This window comes from Nonomuraea sp. NPDC049784, assembly GCF_040659615.1.
In the GTDB taxonomy this organism is placed as follows: Bacteria; Actinomycetota; Actinomycetes; order Streptosporangiales; family Streptosporangiaceae; genus Nonomuraea.
Map to the genome: position 1 here is coordinate 1 of NZ_JBFAMX010000261.1, position 13,987 is coordinate 13,987.

At 66.4% G+C, this 13,987-nt stretch carries 15 protein-coding genes and 5 pseudogenes; 6 read left to right on the top strand and 14 right to left on the bottom strand.

Annotation, left to right across the window (positions count from 1 at the left end; genetic code table 11):
- Window positions 1-1,237: 1,237 nt before the first annotated feature.
- Complete coding sequence (locus AB0J09_RS36955; protein WP_360701400.1) at window positions 1,238-1,648, bottom strand: type II toxin-antitoxin system VapC family toxin; 411 nt, start codon at window positions 1,646-1,648, stop codon at window positions 1,238-1,240.
- Complete coding sequence (locus AB0J09_RS36960) at window positions 1,645-1,965, bottom strand: prevent-host-death protein (RefSeq protein ID WP_360701403.1); 321 nt, start codon at window positions 1,963-1,965, stop codon at window positions 1,645-1,647. Before AB0J09_RS36960 ends, AB0J09_RS36955 begins: the two co-directional genes overlap by 4 nt.
- A gap of 59 nt (window positions 1,966-2,024) precedes the next feature.
- On the opposite strand from AB0J09_RS36960, the gene AB0J09_RS36965 reads away from it, so the two are divergent.
- Entirely contained in the window at window positions 2,025-2,201 is a 177-nt protein-coding gene (locus AB0J09_RS36965; protein ID WP_360701406.1) for a hypothetical protein, read from the top strand.
- Between the two features lie 116 nt (window positions 2,202-2,317).
- Here AB0J09_RS36965 and AB0J09_RS36970 read toward each other — a convergent pair.
- A pseudogene (locus tag AB0J09_RS36970) lies at window positions 2,318-2,533 on the bottom strand (helix-turn-helix transcriptional regulator); the annotation flags it as partial.
- A gap of 430 nt (window positions 2,534-2,963) precedes the next feature.
- Between AB0J09_RS36970 and AB0J09_RS36975 the strand changes: the two are divergent.
- Window positions 2,964-3,551: a hypothetical protein gene (locus AB0J09_RS36975; protein WP_360701409.1), complete on the top strand. Its 588-nt coding sequence runs from the start codon at window positions 2,964-2,966 to the stop codon at window positions 3,549-3,551.
- A gap of 231 nt (window positions 3,552-3,782) precedes the next feature.
- Here AB0J09_RS36975 and AB0J09_RS36980 read toward each other — a convergent pair.
- Both AB0J09_RS36980 and AB0J09_RS36985 read right to left on the bottom strand, forming a co-directional pair.
- Window positions 3,783-4,081: pseudogene (locus AB0J09_RS36980) on the bottom strand (helix-turn-helix domain-containing protein); the annotation flags it as partial.
- Between the two features lie 183 nt (window positions 4,082-4,264).
- Window positions 4,265-4,378, bottom strand: a pseudogene (locus AB0J09_RS36985) (MerR family DNA-binding transcriptional regulator); the annotation flags it as partial.
- A gap of 91 nt (window positions 4,379-4,469) precedes the next feature.
- Between AB0J09_RS36985 and AB0J09_RS36990 the strand changes: the two are divergent.
- Window positions 4,470-5,642, top strand: coding sequence for an erythromycin esterase family protein (locus tag AB0J09_RS36990; protein ID WP_360701412.1), 1,173 nt, complete (start codon window positions 4,470-4,472; stop codon window positions 5,640-5,642).
- Between the two features lie 90 nt (window positions 5,643-5,732).
- Here the strand turns inward: AB0J09_RS36990 and AB0J09_RS36995 are convergent.
- From AB0J09_RS36995 to AB0J09_RS37005, 3 genes and pseudogenes are all read right to left on the bottom strand, one after another.
- Window positions 5,733-5,840 (bottom strand): annotated as a pseudogene (locus AB0J09_RS36995) (helix-turn-helix domain-containing protein); the annotation flags it as partial.
- Between the two features lie 241 nt (window positions 5,841-6,081).
- Entirely contained in the window at window positions 6,082-6,465 is a 384-nt protein-coding gene (locus AB0J09_RS37000) for a PPOX class F420-dependent oxidoreductase (RefSeq protein WP_360701415.1), read from the bottom strand.
- A gap of 141 nt (window positions 6,466-6,606) precedes the next feature.
- Window positions 6,607-7,200: a dihydrofolate reductase family protein gene (locus AB0J09_RS37005; RefSeq protein WP_360701418.1), complete on the bottom strand. Its 594-nt coding sequence runs from the start codon at window positions 7,198-7,200 to the stop codon at window positions 6,607-6,609.
- A 91-nt stretch (window positions 7,201-7,291) separates the two neighbouring features.
- Between AB0J09_RS37005 and AB0J09_RS37010 the strand changes: the two genes are divergently transcribed.
- A complete protein-coding gene (locus tag AB0J09_RS37010; RefSeq protein WP_360701421.1) occupies window positions 7,292-7,744 on the top strand; it encodes a helix-turn-helix domain-containing protein in 453 nt (150 codons plus the stop codon).
- 308 nt (window positions 7,745-8,052) lie between these two features.
- Here the strand turns inward: AB0J09_RS37010 and AB0J09_RS37015 are convergent, their stop codons facing one another.
- From AB0J09_RS37015 to AB0J09_RS37025, 3 genes are all read right to left on the bottom strand, one after another.
- On the bottom strand, window positions 8,053-8,535 hold the full coding sequence (locus tag AB0J09_RS37015) for a YcxB family protein (RefSeq protein WP_360701424.1): 483 nt from the start codon (window positions 8,533-8,535) through the stop codon (window positions 8,053-8,055).
- A gap of 189 nt (window positions 8,536-8,724) precedes the next feature.
- Window positions 8,725-8,892 carry a hypothetical protein gene (locus tag AB0J09_RS37020; RefSeq protein ID WP_360701427.1) on the bottom strand — a complete coding sequence of 56 codons (168 nt, stop codon included), beginning with the start codon at window positions 8,890-8,892 and terminating at the stop codon, window positions 8,725-8,727.
- 129 nt (window positions 8,893-9,021) lie between these two features.
- Window positions 9,022-9,564: a YetF domain-containing protein gene (locus AB0J09_RS37025; protein WP_360701430.1), complete on the bottom strand. Its 543-nt coding sequence runs from the start codon at window positions 9,562-9,564 to the stop codon at window positions 9,022-9,024.
- 668 nt (window positions 9,565-10,232) lie between these two features.
- On the opposite strand from AB0J09_RS37025, the gene AB0J09_RS37030 reads away from it, so the two are divergent.
- Both AB0J09_RS37030 and AB0J09_RS37035 read left to right on the top strand, forming a co-directional pair.
- On the top strand, window positions 10,233-10,628 hold the full coding sequence (locus AB0J09_RS37030; RefSeq protein ID WP_360701432.1) for an OsmC family protein: 396 nt from the start codon (window positions 10,233-10,235) through the stop codon (window positions 10,626-10,628).
- Window positions 10,629-10,904: 276 nt separating this feature from the next.
- Window positions 10,905-11,138: a hypothetical protein gene (locus AB0J09_RS37035; protein WP_360701435.1), complete on the top strand. Its 234-nt coding sequence runs from the start codon at window positions 10,905-10,907 to the stop codon at window positions 11,136-11,138.
- Between the two features lie 337 nt (window positions 11,139-11,475).
- On the opposite strand, the pseudogene AB0J09_RS37040 reads toward AB0J09_RS37035, so the two are convergent.
- The 3 genes and pseudogenes from AB0J09_RS37040 to AB0J09_RS37050 all read right to left on the bottom strand — a co-directional run bounded on the left by AB0J09_RS37040 (window position 11,476) and on the right by AB0J09_RS37050 (window position 13,465).
- Window positions 11,476-12,229, bottom strand: a pseudogene (locus AB0J09_RS37040) (ADP-ribosylglycohydrolase family protein).
- The gene (locus AB0J09_RS37045) at window positions 12,222-13,013 is read right to left on the bottom strand and encodes a metalloregulator ArsR/SmtB family transcription factor (protein WP_360701438.1); all 792 of its coding nucleotides are present in this window, start codon (window positions 13,011-13,013) and stop codon (window positions 12,222-12,224) included. Before AB0J09_RS37045 ends, AB0J09_RS37040 begins: the two are co-directional and overlap by 8 nt.
- 263 nt (window positions 13,014-13,276) lie before the next feature.
- Window positions 13,277-13,465 carry a hypothetical protein gene (locus AB0J09_RS37050; RefSeq protein WP_360701441.1) on the bottom strand — a complete coding sequence of 63 codons (189 nt, stop codon included), beginning with the start codon at window positions 13,463-13,465 and terminating at the stop codon, window positions 13,277-13,279.
- Window positions 13,466-13,987: the final 522 nt, after the last annotated feature.

Sequence of the window (13,987 nt, forward strand, 5' to 3'; positions counted from 1 at the left end):
TTGCTACTCGAAGGATCACGCGATGGCCGTCTTCATTTCACGACGCCACGCCTGTGACCAGGCCAAACTCGTACACCACTCCCGCGGACGCAACCGAAATCGTCCACGCTGGCGTCAGTCGGGACCGTCACCGGCTGTTTTGAGGTCGCCATGAAGTCATGCTCCCACGCCAGTACGACAAATGGTGGTGGATGCCTTTCCGTCCCAAGGCGGCTCGTGCAGGATTAATCGTGCCGGTCGCCCTTCTGTCGCCGTGTTTGGCAGACTGCCATGTCGTGATCGTGCGATGCAGCCAGTGCGGTGGAGAGCACCTGCAGCCGGGATACATGGAGGATGAGGGAGAGTATTCGCAAGGATACGGCCGATGGATTCCCGGCCCACTGCAGCGCGGGGTATTCGGTGGCGCCAAGCGCCGGGGGCGGGAGCGTTGGATCATCGACGCCTTCCGCTGCGGCCAGTGCTCATACCTCGAGCTGTTCGTCCGCCCGAAGGACTGAGCCGCACCCCGCCGAACTGACCGCGTTGGCCCCGCGGATCGCCGGCCCGCTGTTCGCCCGGCCCGAACCCAGGGCAAGCTGCACCGGGCTGGTCCGCGGCCTGTTGGTCGATGTGCCCGGTAAGAACTCCTGGCAGTTGTCGGATCATGTCGGTCGCGGCACCGCCAAACCGGTTCGAGCACCTGCTGGACCGCGCGCGCAGGGCGTTTCAACTGGCGCTTGTACCTGCCCGAACAGTGGGCCACAGATCCCGCAACGACGCGCCATGTCCTGGCTGAGATCGGCGATGCCGCACCCGCTTCGCCGACGCCCGCGCCCTGCGCTCCACCGCGGGATCTACCCCGGTCACCCGCACTTCCGCCATGTGCCTGATCGGTCATGCCCGCAGGGTTAAGAATCAACGCCTGGCCGCCGCCGTCCTCGGGCCATCCAGGGTCACCAGACCGGGTGGTCGCTGAACTTGCGGAATGTGCCCGCCGTGGGGCGTACGAAAAAGTAGGAAGTCAGGGGTTCGAATCCCTAGGCTCCACCACTCAGAAAACGCAGGTCAGAGGCAGTTTCCCGACTTGGGTTTCTCCCCAGCCAAAAGCGGCGCGTTCCCGACCTGGGAAAGCGGCCTTCGTGCCATTGACTCGCGGGTACCAGCGCCCCGGCCGTCGCCATCGTTCTTCCGTTCCGCCTCCACCCGTTTCTTGAGATCGGCCAGGCTCGCGCCGGACCGGGCATCCTTTATGCATTGCTCAGCGTGGCCGTGTGACCGGGACCACGGTGAGCAGGTGGTCCAGGCCTTTGAAATCCTTTGGGTTGCAGGTGTAAAGGGGGAGCCGGTTTGCGATCGCCACGCAGGCGATCATCAGATCTGCTGTTCGGGGGCGGGGTTTGCGGCCGGAGGCGATGACGGCGGTCCATAGTTGGCCGTACTCGCGGGCGGCGGTGTCGTCGAAGGGCAGGGGGTCGAACTCGGCTTCGGTGGTCTGCAGGATCTTCATCCGCTGGGCGAGTTCCTGCGCCCCGGTGGCCACCAGCACGCCGACCGACAGCTCTGCGGTGGTGATGGCGCTGATCATCATCTCGTCCGGTAGCTCGTCGGGGTCGATTCCGGCGCGCAAGATGAGGATATTGGTGTCGAGCAAACCTTGCGTGGGAGTCATTCCCCGTCCTCTGCGAACTCGCCTCTGCTGTAGGCGCGGTCGTAAGGGTCGTAGAGGTCGTCATTGACATGGTGGTCCATGTCCTCGCGGTACTTTCGGTCGTCCAGGCGCGGCATGCCGCGGGACACGGCGGCGAACTCGGCCCGCGAGACGGCCCGGCGCCGACGGCGGATGGGGACCAGATCGCCGATGTGGTGGCCGTTGCGTGTGACGGCGTACCGCTCTCCGCGTTCCAGTCCATCCATGATCTCCGCTGACCGGTTGCGCAGGTCGCGCTGGGAGATCTGGTGGGAGCGGTCGGGCTCAGGAGTGCTCACTCATCAACCCTACCTCTGCGTGCCATCTGGTGCTACCAAGTAGCACCTGGGTGTCGGCGGTGTCGCGACGGGTCGAGGGTGTACGAGGTGATCAGAACAAGGATGTGCGGGACCGGGTCGCCCGGCCCCGACGCATGGCGTCGCATCGCCGCCGCTTTGCATGTCCCAACAACTTCTTCGCCCTGGCCCTCGGCGTGGTGATCGGCTACCACAAGAAGCCGTTCGCCAACCGCTAGCTGCGCGATCACGGCGTCAAGATTCTTGAGATCGGGGGCTTGGAGCTCGGCAAGGGACGTGGCGGCGTGCTGCATAATCTGCCCCGTCCAGCGTGACGGCGGTATCTGGCGGGCGCTCAGCCGTCGATCCTCGTGACCGGCCCCAGCTCGCCCGGGCGGACCAGGCCGCACTCGTAGGCCAGGACAACCGCTTGGACCCGGTCGCGTAGGCCGAGCTTGGCCAGCACGCGCCCGACATGGCTCTTGACCGTGCCCTCCGACAGGTAGAGGCGCCCAGCGATCTCGCCGTTGGACAGGCCGCGAGCGATGAGCTCCAGCACGTCGCGCTCGCGCCCGATCAAGGCGCCCAAATCGGCGGCCGGCACCGGTCTCGACCGGGTTCTACGACAGCGCTACCGCCGAGAAGCCTTCGCCGAAGAATTTCACGAGCGATTCGTCACCGCCCGCAGAGCCCTGACCAGCCGCCGCCCAGACCTCCTCGACTGATCACGACGCGAGCCCGCTCGAGCCCGCTCGTAGCTCTGCCGAATTGTTCTTGTAGGTATCAAGGCGGCGGCTGCGCCGCGCCGCCGTACGCCCCGCGCCAGCGCTGCCGCGCTGCGCGTGCGGCCTGGGGGCCGTTCTCGCGCGGCGCGCCGCGCGGGGCATCGCCGTAGCCGCCCCGCGCCGTACTTGCCGAACTCGCCGACCCAGCGCCGCACCGCCGCACGAGACTAGCCGCGCTGGCTATCCGGCGTCGTTGGATGCCGCTAAGGTGACGCCGTGATCAATAAGCCGCCTGGATTACCGTTTCTGATCGTCTTCTCGGCCGCAGCCACCATCCTCTTGATATGGGCCAGCTATCCCTCCTGGTACGGGTTCGAGACGTTCAAGTTCGCAATCCCCATCGGCTTTCTACTGCTCCTCTACTGGACGATCCGGATCACATGGGCCGACCACAAAATAAATGCCCCAGTCGGCTCACTCAACAGCGCGCTCGTGCCGTGGTACATCTCCATTGCCGTCGGGCTAGCTCTCATCACCAACGCGCCTTTCTGGATCCGTTACACGATCTCCGAACCGAGCCTGAGAGCCTACGCCACAGCAGTGGACGAGAACCCTGGCCGCAAGGAGCCCTGCCAATGGATTGGCCTGTACTACGTATGCGACGGAAGGAGGTACGACGATCTCTACACCGGGGAAGAGATCCCCGGTAGTGCACGGCTAGTAGTCCGAGACCTGTTCCTGAAAAACGACAAGGGCTTCGTGTGGCTGACCTCTGGGGAACCTGACGAGAATGCCGATGGCGGTGACCGCTATACCCATCTCGAAGGGTCCTGGTACAGCTACAGGTACGACAGTTCGTGGTAAGCGACCGGTCTCATCGACAAGGCATTCTCAGCGCTGACGGATGGTAGCACGGCATAAACGTTATGCCTATCAAGGCATACCTCACACTGTCACCTTCTGGGCTTGTGCTATCCAAACAGCATTCGGCGGGGGCGCTCAGGCTCCGGGATGATCGCCGCGCCTGGGACAAGGCAGTGAGTGGCTAAGGTGGAAGCCTGATCATCCCGCCTGCCATCGACCCGGGTAGTGCTCACGCCGCTTGCGCCGATCCCGAGGCGTGATCAGGCCATGACGCACCAGCGCCCGATACACGCCCATCCGCGACGGCACCGGCTCTATGCCGAGCCGTCCGACCTCGTGCACCAACCGGACCGGCCCCAGCGGGGATGCTCACGCCGCAATTCGCACACCACCGCCTCCACCTGCGCCGGTGAGGACACCGGACGGCGGGACCGATCCGCCAACCCCGCCAGACCCGACTCCCGGTAACGCCGCAACCAGGTATGCAGCGTCTGCCGCGAGACCCCCACCTGCGCTGCGACCTCACTCACGCCCGCACCCGCGAGTTCGCGCTGACGCTCGTCGGTGGAGTTGCTTGAGATCAGCACCAGCCCGGGGGGATCGCCTGCAGGGCGTCCGCGAACTCGCGGTTGGTGGCCGGCCGGCCGCTGGACACGTTGTAGGTGTCGTGCCACAGGGTCTGCGCGGTCATCAGGAGGGTTGCAGCGGCGTTAGGTGCGATAGCCGTGGACGGTGCGTTCGGCGGCGGGCAGGATGCCGGCGTCCTCGTAGTTCCTGATCGCCTGGGTGGACAAGCCGTGCTCGCGCGCTAGGTCCACTGGCCTCATGGATGAACCACCGATTGAAGGTTTGTAGCGATGAGAGCGGATATTTCTGCGGCAAAGTTTACACCGAAAGTTCAACGATACCGTTGAAGGTATGGATATCAAGGACACAGCCCGGCCGCTCGATGGCGCGGGCGTCTCGGCGTTCCTCCGGTCGCTTCCCGCCAAGCCCCTGCTGCTCGGCCTGGGCGAGGCCAGGCACTTCGTGAGGGAGCTGGGCGAGCTGCGCAACGAGATCTTCCAGCATCTGGTCGAGCACGAGGGCTACCGGTCGTTCGCCATCGAGAGCGACTGCCTCAGGGGCCTGGTGGTGGACGACTACATCACGACGGGCGCGGGCACGCTGGACGACGTCATGGAACGCGGCTTCAGTCACCGCTTCGGTACGCCTCCGGCCAACCGCGAGCTCGTGCGCTGGATGCGGGCGTACAACGAGGAGCATGACGAAAAGCTCCGGTTCTTCGGCTTCGACGGCCCGCTGGAGTATTGGGCCGAGAGCCCGCGCCAGGCGCTCACCGCCCTCTGCGATCTCCTCGACGGCCCGCTCCCCTGCACCAGGGAGACCCTCGACGCGCTGCTCGGTCCGGACGACCTGTGGACGAATGAGGCCACGGTCATGGATCCATCCCAGTCAATCGGCCAGTCCGCCGACGCCCAGCGGCTGCGACTGATCGCCGACGACCTGGTGGCGCTGCTCGACACGCAGACGCCGCAGCTGAGCCCGAAGGACAGGGAGCTGGCGGCACTGTACGGGCGCACCGCCACCGGCCTGCTCCGCTACCACCGCTGGATGGCCGACACGTCACCGGGCCGCGTGGCGCGGCTGTCGGGCATGCGGGACGCGATGATGGCCGCCAACCTGCGTGCCGTCGCCGAGCAAGGCCCGGCCCTGGTCTTCGCCCACAACCTCCACTTGCAGCGGAACAAGAGCCTCATGCAGCTCGGCGACCAGACGCTGGAGTGGGCGAGCGCGGGGGCGATCACCGAAGCGCACCTGGGCGACCGGTACGCCTTCCTGGCCTCCGCCTTCGGCACGGTCGGCGACAACACCCCGCCCTCGGACACCGTCGAGGGCATCCTGTCCACGCTCCCGTGGGACCACTCTCTCATCGACGCCCGCCGCCTGGCCGAGGCCGTCACGAAGCCAGCCCCGCGCATCTCCCACGATTTCGCCTATTTCCCGCTGGACCCGGCCCAGCTCGACACGATCGACGGCGTCGTCTTCCTCAAGGAGGCTGTCAGTGTGGATGCTGTCAGGCTGGATTGACAGGCGCACCATTTGGCCCTCCCGCCGTAGTAGGTGATCGGGAGGAGTACCGTGCTCCTCCCACGCCGAGACCGCCTTGTCGGGATCGAGATGGCGGTAGATGGTGGCGCGGCTGACGCCGAGTTGGTCGGCGATCTGTTGAACGGTGTAGCGGCGCTTACCGTCATCGCCCTTCATCTCGTACAGCACGCGAGCCATGTCCACCCCGTGGGCGTCCAGGGCCGGCGGGCGCCCACCGACGCGGCCCCGCGCTCGGGCCGAGGCGGCCCTTCAAGGGTGCCCTCGACGATGAGCTCACGGAGAAACTCGTCGAAGGCGCCGAACATGTGGAACTGCAGGCGGCCGGACGGTGTGGAGGCGTCGATGCACCCCCAGAAGGGGACCGCGGCACAGCGTCGGGGGTGGTTGGTGGGGCAGGGCTGCGGTGGGTAGGGGCGGCTCAGTCGCGGCCGACGGTCTGCCGCTCGGGCTCGACAATGGCGACGATGCGTTCCTCTTCTCGGGAGTAGGGCTTGCCGATGTACTTCGTCGAGATCTGGTCGATGATCTCCCAGGCCGCGTCGCCCTCGAGCCATTCGATGACCCGGCCGCGGAGGATGACTGGCTGGAACGGGTTGTCGGCGGGCGCCAAGGAGAGCGCCACCCGCGGGTCGCGGCGCAGGTTGCGGGCCTTGCGCGAGTGCGGACCGGTGAGGAACACGACGTGGTCGCCGTGGGTGCCGACCCAGAGCGGGACGGTGTGGGGCGAGCCGTCCGGGAGCACGGTGGCGAGGTGGGCCAGCGAGGTGCCGTCGAGGACGCGGCGTACGTCGGGGTTGAGCATTTTTCTTCTCCTAGCAGGGGGTTGTCGGTGAGCCATGCGGCATGGTCGGCGGCTGCGGTGGTGGCGTCGAAAGCGGGGGCGAACCCGCTGTTGGTGACCAGGCCGTGCGGGCGCTGATCATCGCCAGGTCGCCGGTGATGATCAGCGCTTGACCTCGTAGTGGAGATGGGTGACGCCCGGCGCCGGGACGGCTTCGACGAGGCGGAGGCGTACGTGCTCGGGCAGCGCCCGGAAGAAGGGGCGACCGCCGCCGAGCAGGATCGGCACCTGGTGGAGGATCACCTCGTCGACGAGCCCCGCCTCCAAGGCCTCGGCCGCGACGCCGCCGCCCATGAGGCCGACGTCCTTGTCGCCGGCGGCCTCGCGAGCCGCCGCGACCGCGTCCTCGATGCCGGTGGTGATGAGGGTCTGCCGTTCGGTCATCTCCGGCGCCGCCCGATGGCTGAGGACGAACAGCCGGGCCGTCGGGTGCGGGCTGCCGCCTCCGAAATGCTCGGAGTCGTCATAGGTGGTGCGTCCCGCCACGACCGCACCTACGCGTCCGGCGAGGGCGTCGAAGACCCGGGCGCTGGGCTCGCTCAGCCGGAACCCGTCGAACACCTGGCTGGGCGTGTCGCCGTCGAAGTACCAGTCGAACAGCATCGTCCCGTCACCGAGCCCGCGCCCGGCGCCCGGGTCGCGGCCGGTGATGTAACCGTCGACCGACACCGCGTGGGAGCTGATGACCTTGCTCATCTCTACGATCCTTCCTGGAGTTCCTTCAAGAGACTCCATGACCATAACACCCAGAGTTCCTTTAGGGAACCCCAACTGCTAGACTGATCTCATGCAACGCACGAAGTTCGGGGAGATGGCCTGCTCCATCGCACGCACCCTCGACGTGATCGGGGAGCCATGGTCGCCGCTGATCCTGCGCGACGTGTGGGTCGGATTCACTCGGTTCGAGCAACTCCAGGCCGATCTCGGGATCTCGCGCAAGGTGCTGACCGAGCGGCTCAACCACCTCCTCGACCACGGCGTGCTCGAGCGCCGCCCCTACGACAAACGGCCGCGCTACGAATACCACCTGACGGCCAAGGGTGCCGAGCTGGTCGACCTGCTCATGCTCATGACCAGCTGGGGAGACAAGTGGCTCGCCGGCGAAGCCGGGCCGCCAGTGCTCTACCGCCACCACGCGTGCGGCGAGATCAGCCGTGTCGACCTGCGCTGCGCCCACTGTGGCGAGCCGATGCACGCCGGCGACGTCGACCCGCTACCAGGCCCAGGCGCGGCCACCTGACCGAGGCGGGTTCAGAGCTCCCCGGCAGCCTTGACCGCCCCCGGGTGCCATCGGCAACCGCCTTGAGATGCCCCCGCCCATCGTCACAAGCACCCGCCGGACTTCGCGCGGTCCGGTCGATCGAGGTCACCCGCAACCTCACAGGCCGCCCGGCCGGGATTAGGGCAACCGATCAAAACGTCGTCTCATCGCATCCGGACGGGTCTGAACGATCGTGGAGATCGTTTGGAGACCTACGGATCGGCAGATCAGACGTGCCCGTCGTACGGCCGACCGGGAGGGTGAAAAGAGGATGGGACAGTCGGCGATCAGGTAATTCCTGCGCGCTGTCGAGAAGCTAGAAGGCTGTCGAGCTCGGCTTGTTGCTCGCTGCTGAAGGCGCGCCTGGGAAGGAAACCCGTGAACTGTTTGCCCACGAAGAACAGCCAGAACTCGGTGCCGGTCACGATCCGCCCGAACAGCGACCACTGCACCGTGGTCGTGGACTGGTCGGTTCGGCACTCGTACCCCTCGTCGGTAATCCGGAGCGTGGTCGGCACGCAGAGGTAGGCGAGCTGCCGTTTGCCGGTCCGCCGGATCGACCAGGTCAACACGAGCGGGAAGACGACTGCTCCGACGAGCATGCCGATGCCTATGGATGTGGCATCGAGCAGGATGCAGACAAGCCCCGACACGACCAGGACCACCGGCAGCGCCCGATAGGCAATCTTGAGTTGCTGTCTGACGCCCAGCCCGAGTGCTCGCGCCACTTCATCAGGAGTGGGTTCGTATCTGACTGTGAAGTCCACCATGCCGCCTTCGTCCGTATGATGGCCCATCCTTCAGGGCTCCGGTACGGAGTCGCAACGCCGTATCGGCATAGAGCCGATCTGGTGATCTTGTGGAGGTGAGCCTAGACCACCGCCGTGCCATTAAGGGCGGTCACTCGCGGACCGTGCTCCTCGCAGATCGAGTCCGTTTGTGCGTGACCAACTGAGTGACTACGTCTCTTCTTGTGCCGGGAAAATGCCGTCCATGGCCTCTGCCCCTTCCAGAAGCACAGGCCGGAGCTGGAAGCGGTAGACCGTCTCGGTCACCGCGGTGTTCGCGTGGCCTACCAGGCGCGAGATGTCCTCGATTGGGATTCCGGGGTCCGACAGGATCGACACGAAGCTGTGCCGTAGCTCGCGGGGGAGTCCACTCCTCGCCAACCAGCCCGGCGCGATCGAGCACCTTCCGGAAGCCGCGACAGACATTCGTGGCACTGAGCGCCGTGGCAGGTGAGAGTTCGAGATGTACTACGACGCACGCGGTCCTCGGGTGGTGCCACCGCCCGTACCTTGTGGGGGACTCGCCGTCGACGGGTGTGGCAGGACAGAGACGGCGCCTTTGGCCTCGAAGATGGCGAGATGGATGCCGGCGGGGCTGTCGTGCCCGTGTTGGCGGAGGACGGCGTCGAGGTCGGCTTCCGTGAGCCCGCAACGGCGCAGGTTGCGCCGGTTGACCTGCCCGTCGCGGATGAGGATCCGCAGCGGTGGGTCGACCAGGCGGCTGATGACCGGCAGGAACCGAAGCCTGGTGACGATCGTGTGGGCGGCGAGGAGGGCCACCAGCGCGGCGGCGCCGGTCAGCCAGGAGGAGCCCGACGCAGTGGCGGTACGCCCAACCAGAGCACCCACTGCGACGGCGGCGACCCAGTCGAACGGGGCGAACTCTGCCATGGTCCTGCGCTCGGTGAGCCGGAACGCCACCGCGGCCGTGAGGAACAACGTCACCGCCTTGACGGCAGAGTAGACGGCACTGTGCCAGTCACCGATCAGGGCGTCGCCGAAGCCGTTCAAGGCCAGCGCCCCCTCAGCGAGCGATCTGCGACAGGGGCGAGATGCCCGGTGGTGGATCCCGGAGAGTCGACCGGCCGCCCGACGCCTTCCTCGCCGGCCGAGGCGCACACCTGGCTGGTGGCTCCGGCTCGATCCTGGTCACGACGTGTTCCCTCCGACGACTGTCGGGGGGACATGAGAGCAGACTTCCCGGTTCGCCACATGGCTAATCGGCCCAGGTGCCACCTTCGATCTCGGCCGCCACACAGCCTGTTGTCCGGGCCGGAGAAGACCAAGCGCCGACGTCCCCACGCCGCGCATGCTGCCCGGGGGCCGGTCACGGTCCGAGTGTCATATGGGGCATCGCCGCACGACCGCCGCGCCGTAACCCACCCAACCCGCCGACCACCGGCCCGCCGCCGCCAGGTCGCTCCGACCGCCGGCCCACCCGCTACGCGGCGCCTCCGGCGTCCTTCGGATCGGCACCGGCCGCTCCGCTCTCGAGGCGGTAGCTACTCCGCAATCAACCGGGAGGTCGGGCTCCGGAGCCTCGCCGTCGGGTCGAGCGCTGTCGGCGGCAGGAGGCAGCATCCCCGTGTGAGGGAGTGCTGTGTTGCCGGTTGGCGGCTGCGACGTGTAGGACGGTTCTTGTTGTGACGTCCGTACGCCGAGGCGCCGGGAGCCCAGTCATGGATGATCGTTTCAACGTGATCGTGAGCGCAGGATCGCTGAAGGTGATGGACGAGCACGCGGTGCATTTCCCTCATCGGTGGACGCCCGAGGGCGTAAGCGTCACGGCGGACTTCACCGGAGGACATCTCCTTCACCTTGCGGCGGCGGGATGCGTCCTCAACGACCTTTACCGGGAGGCCGCCGTACTGGGAATCGAACTCCTGGGAGCGCGCGTTTCCGCAGCCGGCGGCTTCGATACCGAGAGCTGGCGGTCAACCGGGATCACCTACACCGTCGACGTCAGCTCCACCGCTCCAGCCGAGAGCATCGCCCACCTGATCGACATCGTGGACTCCGTCGCCGAGATCCCCCGCGCCATTCGACGGGGTGCCACCGTGCAGAGGATCAGCTAACCGAGCACGCAGGAACACACCAACGAGGACTTCCGTCCGCACCGCCACGGCGGCATGCGCACGCGGTCGGCAGCAGATGAGGGCGTTGCCGTAGCGCGGCGGCCATCCGGTCGCTTGCGTTTCCGTATGCGGAAGGTCAGCCTGCTCTTCGGAGTACGTGACTACGAGCACGGGACTGGCTGGTCCGACGCGGTTCAGGCATGAGACGTTGATCGAGTGGAGAGCACGGATCGGAAGTCGTGGTTCGCGAGCCTGTCTGTACGGCAACGTGTGTTCGTGATCGCGGTGCCGCTCCTGGGTCTCGTCGGAAGCGTGGTCGTGCTGATTGCGGAACCGGAAGCTCCGATGGGAATCGCCGTCATGATCCTCGCGCTGGCTCTCCTAGGCAAATGGGTGCCGCGGCTGCGGGCCTGGATCGGCACTGGCTTTCAGCTCTACATGGGCATCGGCGACGTGTTCATGGGTTATCCGGGCAACTTGAGACGCTCGTCGCGCGAGCACTCTCCTTGATCGTTGGTGTGTCGTTACTGATTCACCTGTTAGTCCGCGGATTTCTTATGGAACGAGGGATCCGGAAGACGCGTCATACAGCGGCTTAGCACGTTTGGTCGCCGAAGATCGATCCATGACCACGGGGCAGCTCCGGAGCACGGAGCGGGTCTGCTTGCGGTAGCACTGGATGGCCACGGCTGAGGTAGCGCGAGAGCTGACGACAACGCCGACCACCTCGAGCACACAACGGCAGCTTCACGTCACTGCTGACCTTGGCCGGCACAACGGATACCAGGGCATTCAGTCCGCGTGAAAGCGGAAGGTCGTCGCGCTTTGGCAGACCGGGGCTCCGGCGTCAGCCTGTACTTGGACGTTCTACGAGGTCACGAGCGAGATCGAGCAGGTGGTGCAGACGCAGGGTTCGGCCGCCGCTTCCGGGTAGCGGAACGTGTAAGGGCTCGGTCCAGCTGGTTGGAATTGCTGCCGGTCCGTACACGGCTCCGGCCAGGCCGCCGGTGACGGCGGCGACGTTGTCGGTGTCGCCCCCCAGGTCGATCGCGGCGCGGATGGCATCCTCATAGTTGCGGGTGGTGCGCAGTGCCCAGACGGCTGAGCCGAGACAGGGCCAGACGGCGCCGTTGAACGTCCAGGGCGACGCGTATCAGGTCGTGAAAGATCGCGGTGCCCTCCCATGCTGCCGGGTCGCCGTGGGTGAGGGCGGCGATGCACCGAGCGGCGTCCATGGTGCCCTGCCGTCGGTCGCGGGCGAAGTACACCGCCGACGGGGTGGCCCGCATCAGCGCGCCGTTACCCGCGGCTCGGTGGCTGCTCCGGTAGTGGGCGGCGGCGGCCTGATCCCAGGGCAGGCCGCGGGTCAGCACGTCTTCGGTCTGCACTCCGATGTCTTTGGGATCATCGGCCGCCCACCGCTGAAAGCGGGCGAAAATATCCGGCAGGTCCAAACCGCCACGCTCCAGCAGCGACTCAGCAACATGAACGGTCATCTGCGTATCGTCGGTGGCCTCACCGGCCTCCCAGCCACCGCCTCCACTCATCTCACCGCCGGCACCTCGCGACGTCGTCGAGCCCTGATCGGGGAGGTCACGCATCGTCCGGCAGCGGTTCGCCGGTCTCCAGCAGCGACTTCAGGCTCGCCACCACGTTCGGCCAGCCGTGGCTGACCATCTCGGCCAGGCTCGATCCGGGCTCGAAGCCGTCGTGCACGACGGTGAGCTTCACGACCTGCGCGGCCTCCTCAATTGTGAAGGTGACCTTCGAGCGGGCCTCGCCGGACAGCCGGGCGAGCAACTCCTCGTCCCAGCCGAAGCGCTTGGCGAGCTCCGGGGTGATGGCGTGCCAGGTGTAGGAGAGCCGACTGTAGGGTTCGGCCTCCAGCACGACCTGCTCCGGGTCACTGATCAGCACGCCGTGGTTGTCCCAGGTCATCGGCGAGCCGACGGACCAGTCCGTAGTGAACTCCGTGGCCCAGTAGCGGCGGGTGAAGGCGGGCTCGGTCAGCGCCTGCCAGAGCTTCTGCGGGGTGGTGCGGATGTAGGTGGTGTAGACGAAGGTGGGCGCGTCCATCGGGGTCTCCTCCAGGGCGAGTTTCAGGTCCGCCAGGGCTTGGACCCTGGCCCGGTCGTAGCGGCTGATCCACCGGTGGGCGATCTCGTGCACGGGCGCGGCGTTGAGGTAGTGCAGCTTCTCCCGGCCCCGCCGCACGGTGGCGACGAGCCCGGCCTCCTCCAACACCGCGAGATGCTTGCTGACGGACTGCCTGGCCATGTCGAGTCCGGCGCACAGCTCGCGCAGCGTCTGCCCGTTGCGGGCGTTGAGCGAGTCGAGCAGCGCGCGCCGGCTCGGATCGGCCAGCGCCTTGAACACCTCGTCCATGCCCGCGCTCCCCGGGTTGCCGCCTGTCGATATGCAGCCTTTCGGCTGCCTTTAATTTAGGCAGCCAGATGGCTGCCTGTCAAGACGCGCGGCTACGATGGGCGGATGCGGGAGCTGATCATCCTCGGCACGGCCTCGCAGGTGCCGACGCGCACGCGCACACCCAACGGTCGGTCATCGAACTTCGCTCGATACAGGTTCGCCCCGACTTCGTTCACGGGCGTTCCGTGCGCTTCACTCGGTATCTCTTCGAACAGCAGTCGTCACGTGTAGAAGTGACCCACGCACACGCCCCCACGTGTGGCCATCACCTCGTTCAGGTGGCTGCCCTCGGGCCAGCCGTTGACGACCACGTAGCGCGGCTGATCGAGGTCCATCAGGTCGAGCTCACACGACACACGCTTAATCCGGTCCGCGTACTCGCGCGACCCATCACCCAACGACTTCGTCATCCATTGCATCCTGGTTGCTTCGCTTCCGCGTGAGATATACGACTCCGGCCACCAGTTTGAGCAGGATCCCAAGCGAGAGAAACGCCCACATCCCCGTCAGCCATGCATCCGGCATGGGGCCGCGAAACCCAGAAAGCCCGCACACTGCACCAGCTCCGCTCCACCCGCAGAAGACAAAAAAGATCGCAGACCCAAGCTGATACAAAAAAAGATCGCCGGACATCCATGCCGCCAACTCTCCCATTCCATCCCCCAATCAAATAGTGCCTCCGGCGGGGGACTCCGGCTCCGGGATAAGCGCCGTGCTGGGGGTAGGCCCGTAGTGCCGACGGCCATGGAAGACTCCTGGTAGGCGGCCAGTTGAGTCCCGGCTGATGGCCACGAGAATTCCCCGTGGATGGCCTCAGGTGCCCTGATCTCCACCCGCCCCCTTGGGAGACCTCCCCGGTCCGGTTTGCTGATGTTTGCCGCATTTCGCAAGCCGACCGAAGAGGTCCCGTGACAAAGTCTGACAGAGAGATC